This window comes from Flavobacterium resistens (genome assembly GCF_900182645.1).
GTDB classification, from domain to species: domain Bacteria; phylum Bacteroidota; class Bacteroidia; order Flavobacteriales; family Flavobacteriaceae; genus Flavobacterium; species Flavobacterium resistens.
In genome coordinates, this window is sequence record NZ_FXTA01000003.1 from 261,396 (window position 1) to 275,581 (window position 14,186).

Below are 14,186 nucleotides of genomic sequence, written 5' to 3' on the forward strand. Positions count from 1 at the left end.
CTATGAAAAATCAGTTTCTTTTTAAATTTTCTTTCCAAAAATCAATTTCGGCTTTATTGTTATTGACAAGCTTTTTAATGCAGGCTCAAAATCCAAAAGGAAAATTATTCATCATTGGCGGAGGCGATCGTTCAGATGCGTTGATGAAACAGGCTTTGGCTGTCGCCGAATTAGGAAAAAAAGATTATATAGTGGTTTTGCCAATGTCAAGCGAAGAGCCGGATAGTTCGTTTATTTTCTTTAAAACGCAAATGGTGAAACTAACTCAGAATCCTATTGTGATGCTGAATTTCACTGCAGCAACCGCACAAAATAAAAAACTTACAGATTCTGTTCAAAAAGCAAAATTGATTTTTATAAGCGGAGGCGACCAAAGCCGTTTCATGGCAGTTGTTCATAATACGCCTATAAAAACAGCAATTCAAAAAGCATATGAAAGTGGAAGCACAATTTCTGGAACGAGCGCCGGAGCCGCCGTAATGTCTGAAAAAATGATTACTGGGAATCAGAAATTAGAAAAAGAATATTCGGGCACTTTTGACAATATTCGATACGATAATTTAGAAACTTCTGAAGGTTTGGGATTATTGAAAACGGCCGTTATTGATCAACATTTCTTAAAAAGAAACCGTTACAACAGATTGCTTTCTGCTTTGGTTGAATTTCCAGAACTAACAGGAATTGGTATCGATGAAGCAACTGCAATTATTGTTCGAAATAATCAGGTTGAAGTTGCTGGAGAAAGCGAAGTTATTGTAGTTCGCAAACCACAAGGCATCAAAAAATCAAACAAAAACAATCTTATATCGATCGAGAATTTACAAATGAGCATTTACACTCCCGGTCAAAAATTTAATATCAAATAATCATGCATTTCTATTCTAAAATAATAAAATCCTTCTTTTTCATTTGTGTGAGTTTTCAAATTTCGGCACAAAAAATCAACACAAAAGAAGTCGCCCGATTAGAAAATCTTGCCAAACAAGTTACCATCATTAGAGACAATTGGGGAATTCCTCATGTTTATGGAAAAACAGATGCCGATGCGGTTTTTGGATTATTGTACGCGCAATGCGAAGACGATTTCAAAAGAATTGAAATGAATTATATTGAAAAACTGGGACGACTTTCTGAAATAAAAGGACAATCGGTCTTGTACAATGATTTAGAAATCAAACTTTTGATTGACGTCGACGAAGCTAAAGCTGATTATACTAAAGCACCTGTATGGCTAAAAAAGCTATTGAATAGTTATGCCGATGCCATCAATTTTTATTTATACAAACATCCTGAAGTAAAACCAGCGCTTTTAACACATTTTGAACCATGGTTTCCGCTACTTTGGACGGATGGAAGTATTGGCGCGATTAGTACCGCCGATCTTTCAACAGCCGAATTAAAAGCTTTTTATTCTGGAAATAATGATAAAGTGGCTTACGTAGAAAGAGAAAAATACGTCCAAACCGGATCAAATGGATTTGCATTTGCACCATCTAAAACCGCTGACGGAAATGCGATTTTATACATAAATCCGCATACAACTTTTTATTTTAGACCCGAAGTTCAAATTACCAGCGAAGAAGGTTTGAATGTTTACGGCGCGGTAACTTGGGGACAATTCTTTATTTATCAAGGTTTCAACGAAAATTGCGGTTGGATGCATACATCATCAAACGTTGATGTGGCAGATATGTATGCTGAAAAAATCGTCAATCAAAAAGGTAAATTATTCTACGAATTTGACAACAAACTGTTGCCTGTAATTGAGAAAGAAATCACGATCAATTATACCGAAAATGGAAAATTGATTCCAAAAAAATTCAAAACCTATTTTACCAACAACGGTCCAATTATGGCTAAACGCGACGGAAAATGGATCAGTTTAAAATCAAATAACAGATCAATGACAAGTTTGATTCAAAGTTGGGTACGAACAAAATCGACCAATTTTGATGATTACAAAAAAGCTATGGATTTGAAAGCCAATACATCAAACAATACTGTTTATGCCGATAATAAAGGAAATATAGCGTATTGGCACGGCAATTTTATTCCAATTCGGGACAAAAATTTAAATTGGTCAAAAGTAATTGATGGTTCAATTTCTGCAACACAATGGAAAGGTTTGCATGATGTAAATGAAACCGTTCATATTTATAATCCTGTAAATGGCTGGTTACAAAACTGCAACTCTACTCCTTTTTCTGTTGCTGGGATTAACAGTCCCAAAAAAGCTGATTATATTCCTTATATGGCGCCAGATGGAGAAAATTTTAGAGGAATTAATGCAGTCCGAATTTTCAGCAAAGGAAATAATTATACTTTGGACAAAGTAATAGCTGATGGTTATGATTCTAAATTATCAATTTTCGAAATATTAATTCCAAGTTTAGTTAATGTTTTCGAAAAAAACATAAACGTACAATCTCCAGAATATACTGCATTAAAAGAGCCTATTTCGATACTGAAATACTGGGATTATTATGCAAAAGAAAATTCAGTTGCAACTACTCTGGCTGTTGAATGGGCTTATAAATTAGACCCAATTATTTTGAAAGCTTATATTGACGAAGGAGAATTGGATCAAGTTGAAAACACCAAGAAATTTGCAAAAAATGCTACGGCAGCACAAATGATCCCACAATTGCAGGCAGTATTGAAAGATTTAGAGTCAAAATTTGGAAGATGGCAAGTGGCTTGGGGTGAAATCAACCGCTTTCAGCGTTCAAGCGGTGCGATTGATTTAAAATATGACGATTCAAAACCAAGTATTCCAATTGGTTACGGACCCGGTTCTTGGGGAAGTTTGCCTTCTTTTAAAAGCAGTTATCAGAATAATTCTAAAAAACGCTATGGTTACAATGGAAACAGTTTTATCTGTGCGGTGGAATTTGGACCAAAAATAAAAGCAAAATCATTGTTGGCTGGCGGAAACAGTGGAGACGAAAACTCAAAACATTTCACTGATCAGGCCGAAATGTATCGAAAAGGACAATTTAAAGATGTTCTTTTTTATAAAGAAGATGTTACTAAAAATGCCGAAAAAACGTATCATCCCGGCGAATAATTTTGATCAGAAAAAACATTACAAACAAACCTTGGAAGAACTTTCTTTCGAGGTTTTTTTATAAGAGAATATTTCTGATATTTGTTTAAAATTGTAAAATCATGAAAAATTCAGCCCTTCTTATTTTTGCTACCATACTGTTTTCTAACACTATAAGCGCACAATTAAAACCCGTAAAATATGCCGATGGAAATCAGGCATTAAATGGTTTATCTATAAAATCTGCTAAAAAAAGCAGTCAGAATCCTGGCATTTTACTTTTGCCGGCTTGGCTTGGAATTGATAATGCTTCTAAAAAATATGCCGAAGATTTATCAAAATTGGGCTACCATGTTTTTATAGCCGATATTTATGGCGAAGGAAATTATCCAAAAAACACTTCAGAAGCAGGAAAGCAAGCAGGTTTTTATAAAACTAATTATGAAGCTTATCAAAAAAGAATCAATGCAGCATTACAGGAATTAATTAAATCAGGTGCAAATGCTGATAATATTGTGGTAATTGGATATTGTTTTGGAGGAACAGGCGTTCTTGAAGCTGCACGCGGACATTTGAACGTAAAAGGAGTGGCTTCATTTCATGGCGGTTTAGGAAAAGATGCATCCAGAAAAACAGAACCAATTACAGCTAAAGTTTTGATTTGTCATGGTGCAGATGATCCTTTTGTTTCAAAAGATGAAGTTGCCGCTTTTCAGCAAGAAATGCGCGACTCAAAAGCCGATTGGCAAATGATTTATTATGCAGATTCAGTTCATTCTTTCACAAATCCGGAAGCTGGAAGCGATAATTCTAAAGGCGCAGCCTATAATCCTGTTGCCGCCAAAAGATCTTTTGATCATTTATTGCTTTTCTTAAACGAAGTACTTAAAAAGTAAAAACAAAAACTAACCCAAAACACCAAATCAACTAAATAAACCAATGTCACACAATAAAATCAGAGAAGACAAAACCTGCCTGAACTGCAGGCATGTAGTCGAGCAAAAGTTTTGTCCAAACTGCGGACAAGAAAATAGCGATACCCGCAAAACTTTCCATCATTTATTTGTTCATTTTTTCGAAGATTTAACGCATTATGAAAATGCATTTTGGAAAACAATTAGAAACTTACTTTTAAAGCCTTCAACATTAACCAAAGAGTATCTTTCTGGAAAAAGGCTGTCTTATCTGGCTCCGGTTCGTCTTTATATTTTCATAAGTTTTATTACTTTTTTATTGATTGCCTTGTTTCCAAATAAGGTAAGTGAAGAAATAAATAAGAGCGAAAATCAATTTTTTTCTCAAACATCAACAAAGGATAAAAAAGACAAAAAAGATAAAAAAGTAGTTACAACTTTTAATGATAAAAGCCATTTCGAATTAAAAACGATGAAAGAAATTGATTCCATTCAGAAATACGGAAAGGAAGATCAAAAATTATCTGAGTTTGAATATTGGGTTTATGAAAAATCTATACATGTTACTGAAAACAATTCAAAAAAAGAAATTATAGAAAAATTCATAGAATCTTTCATTCATAATATCCCTAAAATCCTCTTCATCATAATGCCATTTTTTGCCTTTTTTCTATGGATTTTTCACAGTAAGAAGCGATGGTATTATTTTGACCACGGAATTTTTACACTGCATTATTTTTCGTTTTTGCTATTAATCTTTCTGATATTATTTATTGTCAATAAAGTAGCCGCGTTATTTGGCGGAAATGGAATTGCAGAAGCAATAGCAGGTATTACAAATTTTGTAGGAATCATATGGATGTGCTACTATTTTTATCCGGCACATCATCGTTTTTATGGTGAAAGCCGATTTGTTTCATTTGTTAAAAGTGCACTTCTATTTGTTATAAATTCTCTTTTTATTCTATTTTTACTGATATTCTATGTTTTATACATATTCATTAATTTACACTAACCCAAAATGAAAAAAATTGTACTTCTTTTATTAATTGCTTCGGCGTTTTCATGTAAAAATGCGCAGTCTGTTGCTTCAAAAGACAATTCAGACCCAACGAAATACATGAATTCGATCACAGCAAAAGACTTGAAAAAAATGCTTTATGTTGTTGCTTCTGATGAAATGGAAGGCCGTGAAACTGGTTCGAAAGGACAGAAAAAAGCCGGACTTTATATGATCGAACAATACAAAAAAAATAAAATCTCATTCCCTAAAGGAGCTGCAGATTACTATCAGCATATTCCAGCATCATTTTTAAATGCAAGACGTAATGAAAATTTACCTGATTCAGAAAATATCTGGGCGTATATCGAAGGTTCTGAAAAACCAAATGAAGTTTTGGTAATTTCTGCGCATTATGATCACGTTGGAATTAAAGATGGTGAAGTTTACAACGGAGCCGATGATGATGGTTCTGGAACTGTAGCTGTAATGGAAATTGCAAAAGCATTTGCAAAAGCTAAGAAAGAAGGACATGGACCAAAACGTTCTATTTTGTTTCTTCACGTAACTGGTGAAGAACACGGTTTACACGGTTCTCGTTTTTATTCTGAAAATCCTTTATTCCCAATTGCCAATACAATTACAGATATCAACATTGACATGATTGGACGTCGCGATGTTGAGCACGCAAATACAAATAATTACGTATATGTAATTGGAGCAGACAGATTATCTAGTGAATTACACAATGCAGTTGTAGCTCAAAATGATAAATACATTAAAATGAACTTGGATTTTAAATTTAATGATCCAAAAGATCCAAATCATTTTTACGAGCGTTCTGATCATTACAACTTTGCAAAACATGGTATTCCGTCAATCTTTTTCTTCAATGGAGTTCACGAAGACTACCACGGAAAAGATGATACACCTGAAAAAATAGAATACGACGCCTTAGCAAAAAGAGCACAACTTGCCTTTGTACTTGCATGGGATTTAGCAAACAGAGAAAACAGACCTGTAGTTGATAAGAAATAGGTACTAAGGTTCTGAGGGGCTAAGGCTCTAAGGTTAAAAAAGCAAAAAGGGATGAGTTTTAAAAACTCATCCCTTTTTTATATTTTAAATAATCTCAAAGCAAAAAACCTCAGAACCTTAGCCCCTCAGTACCTTGAGAACCTTTCCTTAGTCATTCATCGAAATCAAAAACTCTTCGTTATTTCTAGTTTTCTTGAAACGATCGTTTACAAAATCCATAGATTCTACTGGGTTCATATCTGATAGATATTTACGCATAATCCACATTCTCTGTAATGTTTTTTCGTCTAATAATAAATCATCACGACGTGTACTTGACGAAGTAAGATCAATTGCAGGGAAAATACGTTTGTTTGCAATTTTGCGATCCAATTGAAGTTCCATGTTTCCAGTTCCTTTAAATTCTTCAAAGATAACCTCATCCATTTTAGAACCTGTTTCAGTCAGTGCAGTTGCGATGATACTTAATGAACCACCGTTTTCTACATTTCTTGCAGCTCCAAAGAAACGTTTTGGCTTCTGTAATGCATTCGCATCAACACCTCCACTCAATACTTTTCCAGAAGCTGGCTGAACCGTGTTGTATGCTCTAGCTAAACGTGTAATCGAATCTAATAAAATTACAACATCATGTCCGCATTCAACTAAACGTTTTGCTTTTTCAAGAACGATATTAGCAATTTTCACGTGTTCCTGTGGCTCTCTGTCAAAAGTTGACGCGATAACTTCACCACGAACACTTCTTTGCATATCGGTAACCTCTTCAGGGCGTTCATCAATCAAAAGAACGATTAGATAAACCTCAGGATGATTGGCGGCAATTGCATTTGCAATATCCTTTAAAAGCATTGTTTTACCCGTTTTAGGTTGTGCAACGATCATACCACGTTGTCCTTTTCCTATTGGAGAAAATAAATCGATAATACGAGTTGATATAGAACTGCCTTTTTCGGCTAATTTGAATTTTTCAGAAGGAAAAACTGGTGTCAAGTGTTCAAAAGAAACTCTATCGCGAACTACTTGTGGGTCGTGACCATTGATTTTAAGTACACGAACTAAAGGGAAAAACTTCTCACCTTCTTTAGGAGGACGAACCACTCCTTTTACTGTATCTCCAGTTTTTAAACCAAACAATCTGATTTGTGAAGTTGATAAATAAATATCATCTGGAGAAGCTAAATAATTATAATCTGATGAACGTAAAAATCCGTAACCGTCTGGCATCATTTCAAGAACACCTTCACTTTCGATAATTCCGTCAAATTCGAAATCTGAATCTCTGAAATTATTATTCTTTTTATTTTTATGATTTGGGTTTTGATTTCCGTTATTCCCATTTCCATTACCGTTTCCATTTTGGTTTGGATTCTGATTCGGGTTTTGGTTTTGATTAGGGTTTTGATTTTTATTTTGATTCGGATTTATCTTTTTTACCTGAGGGGCATTTTCCGTTTTTTCTGCGATTGGAGCAGCATTTTCAGTACTTTCTTCGGCAATCACTTCTTTTACAGTGTCTTTTGTTGCCTCTTTTTCTTTTTGCAGCGCTACCTTTTTTTCATAAGCCGATTTGTTGAACTTAACAATTTTTGGCTCTTTTTTCACTTCTACAGGGCTTTCCGTACTTTCCTGAACTTTTGGTTCAGACTGAATTTTTGGTGTCGACTGAATTTTCGGCTTAGCTGTTGGTGCAGCTTCCTTTTTTTCAGGCGCAGCTTCTTCTGCTTTATCAAATTCTAAAACTGGAGCATTTTTTGGTGCTGCTGTTTTTTTTGCAGGAGCTATTCTTGCTCTTTTTGGTTTTTCGTCTGCTATTTCCTTATCAGCCACAGCAGGTGCCGGCGGCGCAATAGTCGCTTCTTGATGCGCTAAAATCTGAGTAATCAGAGTCTCTTTTTTAACACCATTAAACTTTATAGTTTTAGCCAACTTAGCTATTTCTTGAAGCTCAGAAAGCTTCATTTCTTTTAATGCAGAAATATCAAACATGAATGTTCTATGAATTTAATTATTTTAAAGGAAATACTGTAAAAAGTAGGTAGATAAATTATTTCAATTGACCGCAGTATGAAGTGCTTACGGTATTATGATGCAATAATACGAATAAATTTTAATCATACAATAGTATTTATAAAAAAGAAAATATATTTTTGTAAAACAATTTCAAGTTATGTTACAAAGAATTCAAACCGTATATTTAATTCTTACCTTTGTAATTACAGGGGTTTTATTATTTTTTATACCACTTTGGTCAGTAAACGGCGGTAAACCTTTTTACTTTATGCAGGATCAGGTTTACACTGTATTATTAGGATTAAGTACAATGCTGACTATTATCAGTATTATTTCATACAAAAAAAGACAAAATCAGTTTGTTATGAACAGGCTGAACATAATATTAAATTTAATTTTATTAGGATTATTTGTATATCGATCACTAAATTTATCTGGAGAAGCAGCTACGGCTGTTTCTGAGAAAGGTATTGGGATGTTTCTTCCAATTGTTGCTATCGTATTATTAGTTTTAGCTAATAAGGCCATCAAAAAGGACGAAGATCTTGTAAAATCTGTAGATCGTTTGAGATAAACCTATAAACTTAATTTTTTGTGCGAAGAAGAACCCGAATATTTATTCGGGTTTTTTTTGTGTCTTATATTATTATAAATCAGACTTAAAGAGCACTTCTAAAGATGATTCACTTGGTAAATTTGCCTTTTCAAAATCAAATTATCATGACATCAAAAATAAGGATTCATCTTGCAGATGATCATCAAGTACTTATTGATGGCCTTACCAATTTATTACAAACAGTTGTAAACTTTGAGGTTGTAGGCAGTTCCTTAGATGGAACTACAGTATATAATGATGTTATTCAAAATAATGCTGATATTTTGATTTTGGATATCAGCATGCCTGAAAAAGATGGGATTAAAGTTTTACAGGAATTCTATGCTCAAAAAAATACATTGAAGGTTATTATTCTTTCTAGTTATGATGATTTAAAGATCATTAAAGAAGTTGTGAAATTAGGAGCAAAAGGTTATCTCACAAAAAAAAGTGCAGGTGAAAATATTATTGAAGCAATTAAAACTGTTTATGAAGGACAAGAATATTTTTCAGATTCGATAAGAGAAAAAATATTCAACAGTTTTACGCAAAATAATCCACAATTAAACAACAACGTCTATATTGAAAACCCCATTTTAAGTCCGCGCGAAATTGAAATTGTCACTTTAATATCTCTCGAATACAGTGGAAAAGAAATAAGCGAGCAGCTCTTTATCAGTCTTAATACTGTTGAAACGCATCGAAAAAATATCATGAAAAAACTACAGACAAAAAACACAATTGGCTTAGTCAAATATGCTTTAAAACACAATCTAATAAATCCATAATCTGAAAAATGATATAAAAACAGTTGTAATTATGCATATTTTTAGAATTTCAATCATATTCTTTTTCCTGCTTTTTTTTAATGAAAATACTGTTTTTAGTCAGCAAAAAGAAATTCCAAAAGAAAACGTTCAAAACACATCTATATCAAAAAAAATAAGCATTGCCGAATTAAATAAGCTTGAAAAACTTCGAAATAAAAAAGTAGTCAGTTTAGGGATTGTTCTTGTTATTATCCTCTTTTTTTTATTTTATTTCTTTTATCAAAACAATAAACTAAAACAAAAAATAAAACGAAAAGATCTCAAGCAAAAGATTCTTCTAAATGTCATTAATTCCGGAATTGATACTCAAGAAATAGAACGTAAAAAAATAGCTTCTTTTTTACACGACAATATCAATTCGCTACTATCGTCTGTAGGGCTTCATCTCAATACTTTTACCACACAAAACAGTATACAATCAGAAGAAATCCAAAAAGCAAAAGCCATTTTAGCCGAAGCACATGATCTTCTGCGCGATATATCACATGACCTTGTTCCTAGTCTTTTGGTTCGTTTTGGGTTAATTTATGCATTGGAAGATTTATGCGAAAAAACCTCAAATCGTACTCTAAATTTTGATTTTACCTGTTCAATTTCATCCAATAAACGATATACCGAAAAATTTGAAATGAAAATCTATTTTATTATATCTGAACTCTTTAACAACATTATAAAACATAGTAAAGCAACAAATGCACAATTAATTCTAAGCGAAACAGGAAACAATTTCATCATTAAAGTACAAGACAACGGACTAGGTTTTAATGCTAGAAAAACGGATGAATATGAAGGTTTTGGTTTAAACAGAATACGAGCCCGAATCAAGAAATTCAAAGGAAGTTTTGACATTGTTTCAAAAATGAATCAAGGTACTACTATAAAAATAAAAATCCCGATTCCGCATTAAAAACCATTATTTTTTCCCGATTTCAATAATTTCCAAATCTTTGATTTTATCATCATCAATTACAAATCGAAGCATAGTTCGCATTTGATGAAAACCGCTTTTTCCTGCCGCACCTGGATTCATATGTAATAAATTATTCTTTTTATCAAACATCACTTTCAAAATGTGAGAATGTCCACAAATAAATAATTTAGGAGGATTTGCAGTCATTTCTTCTCTGATATTCGGATTGTATTTTCCCGGATAACCTCCAATATGTGTAATCCAAACGGAAACATTTTCACACATAAAACGATTATTTAATGGAAATTCCAACCGTGCTTTAGCATCGTCGATATTTCCGTAAACTGCTCTCAAAGGTTTTAATTTTTTAATTGTATCGGTAACATTCAAATCTCCAATATCTCCGGCATGCCAAACTTCGTCAGCTTGTACTACATATTTTAAAATAGTATCGTCAATGTGACTGTGAGTATCAGAAAGAAGAAGGATTTTTGTCATTTTTAAGAGGCTAAGATTCTAAGTTGCTAAGATACTAAGGTTTTTTTTCAAAGCTACAAAGATTCAAAGCTACAAAGTCACAAAGGTTTTTAATTGTAAAGACTAACTAACCGCAATGCATATAATGTCTGGATTAGGGAAAATTAAAAAAACCGATTTACTTTCGTAAATCGGTTTTGCTTGAATCTGTTTTATTTTAAAAATCTTTTCGATTAAAAACAATTATTGTTTTTTAGGATTTTTTCCTTCTTTTAATTCTTTGGTATCCATCATTTCCATTAATTTCAATCCTAATAATCCACTAATTGAACCATCAGAACCACCATTTCCGGAAATCAATACATCTGGAATTACTTTGATATTTCCTTTACCAATTTCTTCAGTTACTTTATAACGGGTAAAGTTATCACCTCCCATTGCACTCACCTGAAGTTGATAAGCTTCGGCAGTTGATTTACCAATCGCCATAATTTTCTCCGCTTCAGCCAAACCTGTTTTTGAGATTTTTTCAGCTTCGGCGCTGGCATTTAATCTTGTTGCTTCTGCCTGTGCTCCTGCTCTTGCTTTAGTCGCTTCGGCTTCAGCACTTGCACGCATTTTTGTTGCTTCAGCTTCGGCATTTACATTCAGTTTCAAACTTGTTGCATCTCCTTCTGCTTTTTTTACAGTTGCATCGGCAGTTCTTTGTGCGATTTCAACACTTTGCGAAGCGCGAACAATTTCTTTCTGCATATCAGCGATGGCAGTTTCTTTTTCCATACCCTGACGCTGTTCCTGAGCCATTCTTTGTGTTTGATATGTTTTTTGCTCTTCTTCAGCTAATTTCCTATCAGTCAAAGTTTTCATCAACGAATCAGGTGGAACAATATCTCCAATTAAAGTATCAACAGCATTTACGTTATATTCGTCAAGCACCAATTTAATGTGATTTTTAGCCGATTCCTGACGCTCTTTTCTTGTTGTCAAGAACGAAATCACATCACTGTCCTGAGCCGAGTTTCTGAAATAGTTACCAATCGTTGGTTCTAAAACCTGAGAAACCAAGTTATTCATACTTCCAAAACGTGCAATTACTTTTGGCGCTTCAGCAGCCGGTACGTGTATGATTTGCGCAACGTCTAGATTAAAGGGGAAACCATCTTTTGAACGAACTGTAATCGTAGACAGATTTTTATCTAAATCATGTGATTCACTTCTAGCATTTGCCCAGTTTAAAACCAAATTGGTTGTTGGAACCGCTTCTAACTTAGTAGTGTACTTATTTAGCGCATATTTTCCAGGTCCAAGAGGTTCCATCCAGACACCACGTTGTCCTTTTGAAACAATATTTCCATGTTTGAAAGTATCTCCGGTAACATCCTGACCATCTTCTCCAATATAGGAAATTACAACACCAACATAACCAATTGGCACATCTGTCATAGGATTTTGTTCAATTTGAATTCCCCATGTATTGATATAATACGAACCTGCCAACATCACCTGAGGCTGTAAACCACGATTTCCGCCACTTTCCAAAAACTTGTCAAAATCTTGAAAGTTATTATGCGCTTCAACAAACTTACCAGCGATCTGACCTTGCGGAATTGGTTCACCATCAAGGGCCGTCACGATACCAATCATATTTTCATAAATCTTAATTTGCTCTGCCACTACAATTTCAAATAAAAACGTATTAATACGATAAGATCCTGTAGTGATAAAAGCAGTCTGACGGCCTTTTTGACCTCCATTATTCAAGAATGCAGTAGCATCCTGAAAATTATCACTGTCTACTCTTCTGGCCAAGATGCGTCCGGTTGGAATTTCCTTTCCGTCTTTACTTAAAACCAATCCAATTTTTCCTTCCGGAATAATCGTAAATCCAGTCATATCGATTGAATATTGCCAGATCCACATTCCCCAGTATAAACCCGGAGCAAGTGTTTGCGCCTGATAACCCGCTTCGCCTTTAGTCGCAATAATACGGCCATCTGGCAAAGATTTGTCGGCTCCAAACAAAACGAATTTTTTGGTCACTAAACCAATTTTATCCTCAGGAACGATTACCATTCCGAAGAAAACACGTAAAATAAATTTGTAAAAAAGAAAGGCAAATAAAATTAAAAGTATCCACCAATAAGAAGTAATTTCATTCATAGTTTTTGATATTTAGTTGTACAAACATAGGAGAAATATGAAATGTTAAAATGAAATTTTTTAAAAATTAACATTTGGAAATTTCTGCTTAAAAATGTTAAAATTTGGCTTAAATTATATCGTTGGAATTGTCAATTTTTGACACGATTTTTAACTGAACAAACTATGATTCGCATTTTGGGTTTTAAGCGATTTTAACAAAGGTTCTGAGATTGTAAGAAACTGTTATGGTAAGTTTTCATTTCTGAATTTTATAATATTGATGTTAATCGATTTTTCATTTATATCGAACTATTACACCTAATATATAAGTAAAAATTTTCCAATCTGGCGTTAGACGCACCGCAGTGCGTCTCTACGATAACGTCATGCAAAAAACCTTAGAATCTTAGCATCTCAGAATCTTAGTATCTTCAAAAAAACCTTCGTACCTTTGCCATTCTGAACCTTTGAACCTCTACTGTGAGATATTTTATTCAATTTGCTTATAACGGAACCCATTATCATGGCTGGCAATTTCAGCCCAATGCGTCTTCTGTTCAGGAAACCCTAAACAAAGCACTTTCAGTTTTACTAAATTCACCTATAAATGTTATGGGCGCCGGACGCACTGATACTGGAGTTCATGCCGAAGAACTGTATGGGCATTTTGATTTTGAAACTCAATTAGACATCCCAAATTTAGTGCATAAACTGAATTCGTATTTGCCGAAAGATATTGCCATTTATGACATTATTTTGGTTCATGATGAAGCGCATTGCCGATTTGATGCTACAAAACGAACATACGAATATCATATCAACACTGTTAAAAATCCGTTTTCACAGGAACTCAGCTGGTATTTTAATCAAAAATTAGATGTAGCTTTGATGAATGAAGCTGCGAAAATTTTATTGAATCATACCGACTTTCAATGTTTTTCTAAAGTAAATACAGATGTTAATACATTTGATTGCACGGTTTTTGAGGCATATTGGAAACAAGAAAACAACAAATTGATTTTTACGATTTCAGCAAACCGTTTTTTACGAAATATGGTTCGTTCTATTGTGGGAACTTTAGTAAATATAGGACTGCATAAAATCTCTTTGTCTGATTTTGAAAATATTATTGCCAGTAAAAGCAGAGAAAAAGCAGGATTTTCGGTTCCTGCGCATGGTTTATATTTAACCGAAATAAAATACGATTATTTGTAGCTGTAAACT

At 33.6% G+C, this 14,186-nt stretch carries 12 protein-coding genes; 9 read left to right on the forward strand and 3 right to left on the reverse strand.

Annotated elements, in window-relative coordinates; translation table 11 throughout:
- Positions 1 to 2 precede the first annotated feature (2 nt).
- The 5 genes from FN795_RS12505 (at position 3) to FN795_RS12525 (ending at position 5,998) form a co-directional block, all read left to right on the forward strand.
- Entirely contained in the window at positions 3 to 866 is an 864-nt protein-coding gene (locus tag FN795_RS12505; RefSeq protein ID WP_142450905.1) for a cyanophycinase, read from the forward strand.
- 2 nt (positions 867 to 868) lie between these two features.
- The gene (locus FN795_RS12510) at positions 869 to 3,067 is read left to right on the forward strand and encodes a penicillin acylase family protein (RefSeq protein WP_142450906.1); all 2,199 of its coding nucleotides are present in this window, start codon (positions 869 to 871) and stop codon (positions 3,065 to 3,067) included.
- Positions 3,068 to 3,168: 101 nt separating this feature from the next.
- Entirely contained in the window at positions 3,169 to 3,942 is a 774-nt protein-coding gene (locus FN795_RS12515) for a dienelactone hydrolase family protein (protein ID WP_142450907.1), read from the forward strand.
- A gap of 43 nt (positions 3,943 to 3,985) precedes the next feature.
- Positions 3,986 to 4,975, forward strand: a complete 990-nt coding sequence (locus FN795_RS12520) for a DUF3667 domain-containing protein (protein ID WP_142450908.1) — start codon at positions 3,986 to 3,988, stop codon at positions 4,973 to 4,975.
- A 6-nt stretch (positions 4,976 to 4,981) separates the two neighbouring features.
- On the forward strand, positions 4,982 to 5,998 hold the full coding sequence (locus FN795_RS12525) for a M28 family peptidase (protein WP_035647090.1): 1,017 nt from the start codon (positions 4,982 to 4,984) through the stop codon (positions 5,996 to 5,998).
- A gap of 147 nt (positions 5,999 to 6,145) precedes the next feature.
- Here FN795_RS12525 and rho read toward each other — a convergent pair whose 3' ends face one another.
- Entirely contained in the window at positions 6,146 to 7,984 is a 1,839-nt protein-coding gene (gene rho / locus FN795_RS12530) for a transcription termination factor Rho (protein WP_142450909.1), read from the reverse strand.
- A gap of 181 nt (positions 7,985 to 8,165) precedes the next feature.
- On the opposite strand from rho, the gene FN795_RS12535 reads away from it, so the two are divergent.
- From FN795_RS12535 to FN795_RS12545, 3 genes are all read left to right on the forward strand, one after another.
- Positions 8,166 to 8,582, forward strand: a complete 417-nt coding sequence (locus FN795_RS12535; RefSeq protein ID WP_142450910.1) for a DUF4293 domain-containing protein — start codon at positions 8,166 to 8,168, stop codon at positions 8,580 to 8,582.
- 146 nt (positions 8,583 to 8,728) lie between these two features.
- Complete coding sequence (locus FN795_RS12540) at positions 8,729 to 9,391, forward strand: response regulator (RefSeq protein ID WP_142450911.1); 663 nt, start codon at positions 8,729 to 8,731, stop codon at positions 9,389 to 9,391.
- 31 nt (positions 9,392 to 9,422) lie between these two features.
- Positions 9,423 to 10,340 (forward strand): sensor histidine kinase, encoded by a 918-nt coding sequence (locus tag FN795_RS12545; protein ID WP_142450912.1) that lies wholly within the window; start codon positions 9,423 to 9,425, stop codon positions 10,338 to 10,340.
- A gap of 6 nt (positions 10,341 to 10,346) precedes the next feature.
- On the opposite strand, the gene FN795_RS12550 is transcribed toward FN795_RS12545, so the two are convergent.
- Entirely contained in the window at positions 10,347 to 10,841 is a 495-nt protein-coding gene (locus FN795_RS12550) for a metallophosphoesterase family protein (protein WP_142450913.1), read from the reverse strand.
- Between the two features lie 222 nt (positions 10,842 to 11,063).
- Positions 11,064 to 12,980, reverse strand: coding sequence for an SPFH domain-containing protein (locus tag FN795_RS12555; protein WP_142450914.1), 1,917 nt, complete (start codon positions 12,978 to 12,980; stop codon positions 11,064 to 11,066).
- Between the two features lie 462 nt (positions 12,981 to 13,442).
- Here FN795_RS12555 and truA point away from each other — a divergent pair, with 462 nt between their 5' ends.
- Complete coding sequence (gene truA, locus FN795_RS12560) at positions 13,443 to 14,177, forward strand: tRNA pseudouridine(38-40) synthase TruA (RefSeq protein ID WP_142450915.1); 735 nt, start codon at positions 13,443 to 13,445, stop codon at positions 14,175 to 14,177.
- Positions 14,178 to 14,186: the final 9 nt, after the last annotated feature.

What these genes read in the sequence shown, in the direction of transcription:
- FN795_RS12510 (WP_142450906.1), top strand. Translation starts at nt 869, where the DNA reads ATGCATTTCTATTCTAAAATAATAAAATCCTTCTTTTTCATTTGTGTG.
- FN795_RS12540 (WP_142450911.1), top strand. Translation starts at nt 8,729, where the DNA reads ATGACATCAAAAATAAGGATTCATCTTGCAGATGATCATCAAGTACTT.
- FN795_RS12520 (WP_142450908.1), top strand. Translation starts at nt 3,986, where the DNA reads ATGTCACACAATAAAATCAGAGAAGACAAAACCTGCCTGAACTGCAGG.
- FN795_RS12550 (WP_142450913.1), bottom strand. Translation starts at nt 10,841, where the DNA reads ATGACAAAAATCCTTCTTCTTTCTGATACTCACAGTCACATTGACGAT.
- FN795_RS12505 (WP_142450905.1), top strand. Translation starts at nt 3, where the DNA reads ATGAAAAATCAGTTTCTTTTTAAATTTTCTTTCCAAAAATCAATTTCG.
- FN795_RS12535 (WP_142450910.1), top strand. Translation starts at nt 8,166, where the DNA reads ATGTTACAAAGAATTCAAACCGTATATTTAATTCTTACCTTTGTAATT.
- FN795_RS12545 (WP_142450912.1), top strand. Translation starts at nt 9,423, where the DNA reads ATGCATATTTTTAGAATTTCAATCATATTCTTTTTCCTGCTTTTTTTT.
- FN795_RS12525 (WP_035647090.1), top strand. Translation starts at nt 4,982, where the DNA reads ATGAAAAAAATTGTACTTCTTTTATTAATTGCTTCGGCGTTTTCATGT.
- rho (WP_142450909.1), bottom strand. Translation starts at nt 7,984, where the DNA reads ATGTTTGATATTTCTGCATTAAAAGAAATGAAGCTTTCTGAGCTTCAA.
- FN795_RS12515 (WP_142450907.1), top strand. Translation starts at nt 3,169, where the DNA reads ATGAAAAATTCAGCCCTTCTTATTTTTGCTACCATACTGTTTTCTAAC.
- FN795_RS12555 (WP_142450914.1), bottom strand. Translation starts at nt 12,980, where the DNA reads ATGAATGAAATTACTTCTTATTGGTGGATACTTTTAATTTTATTTGCC.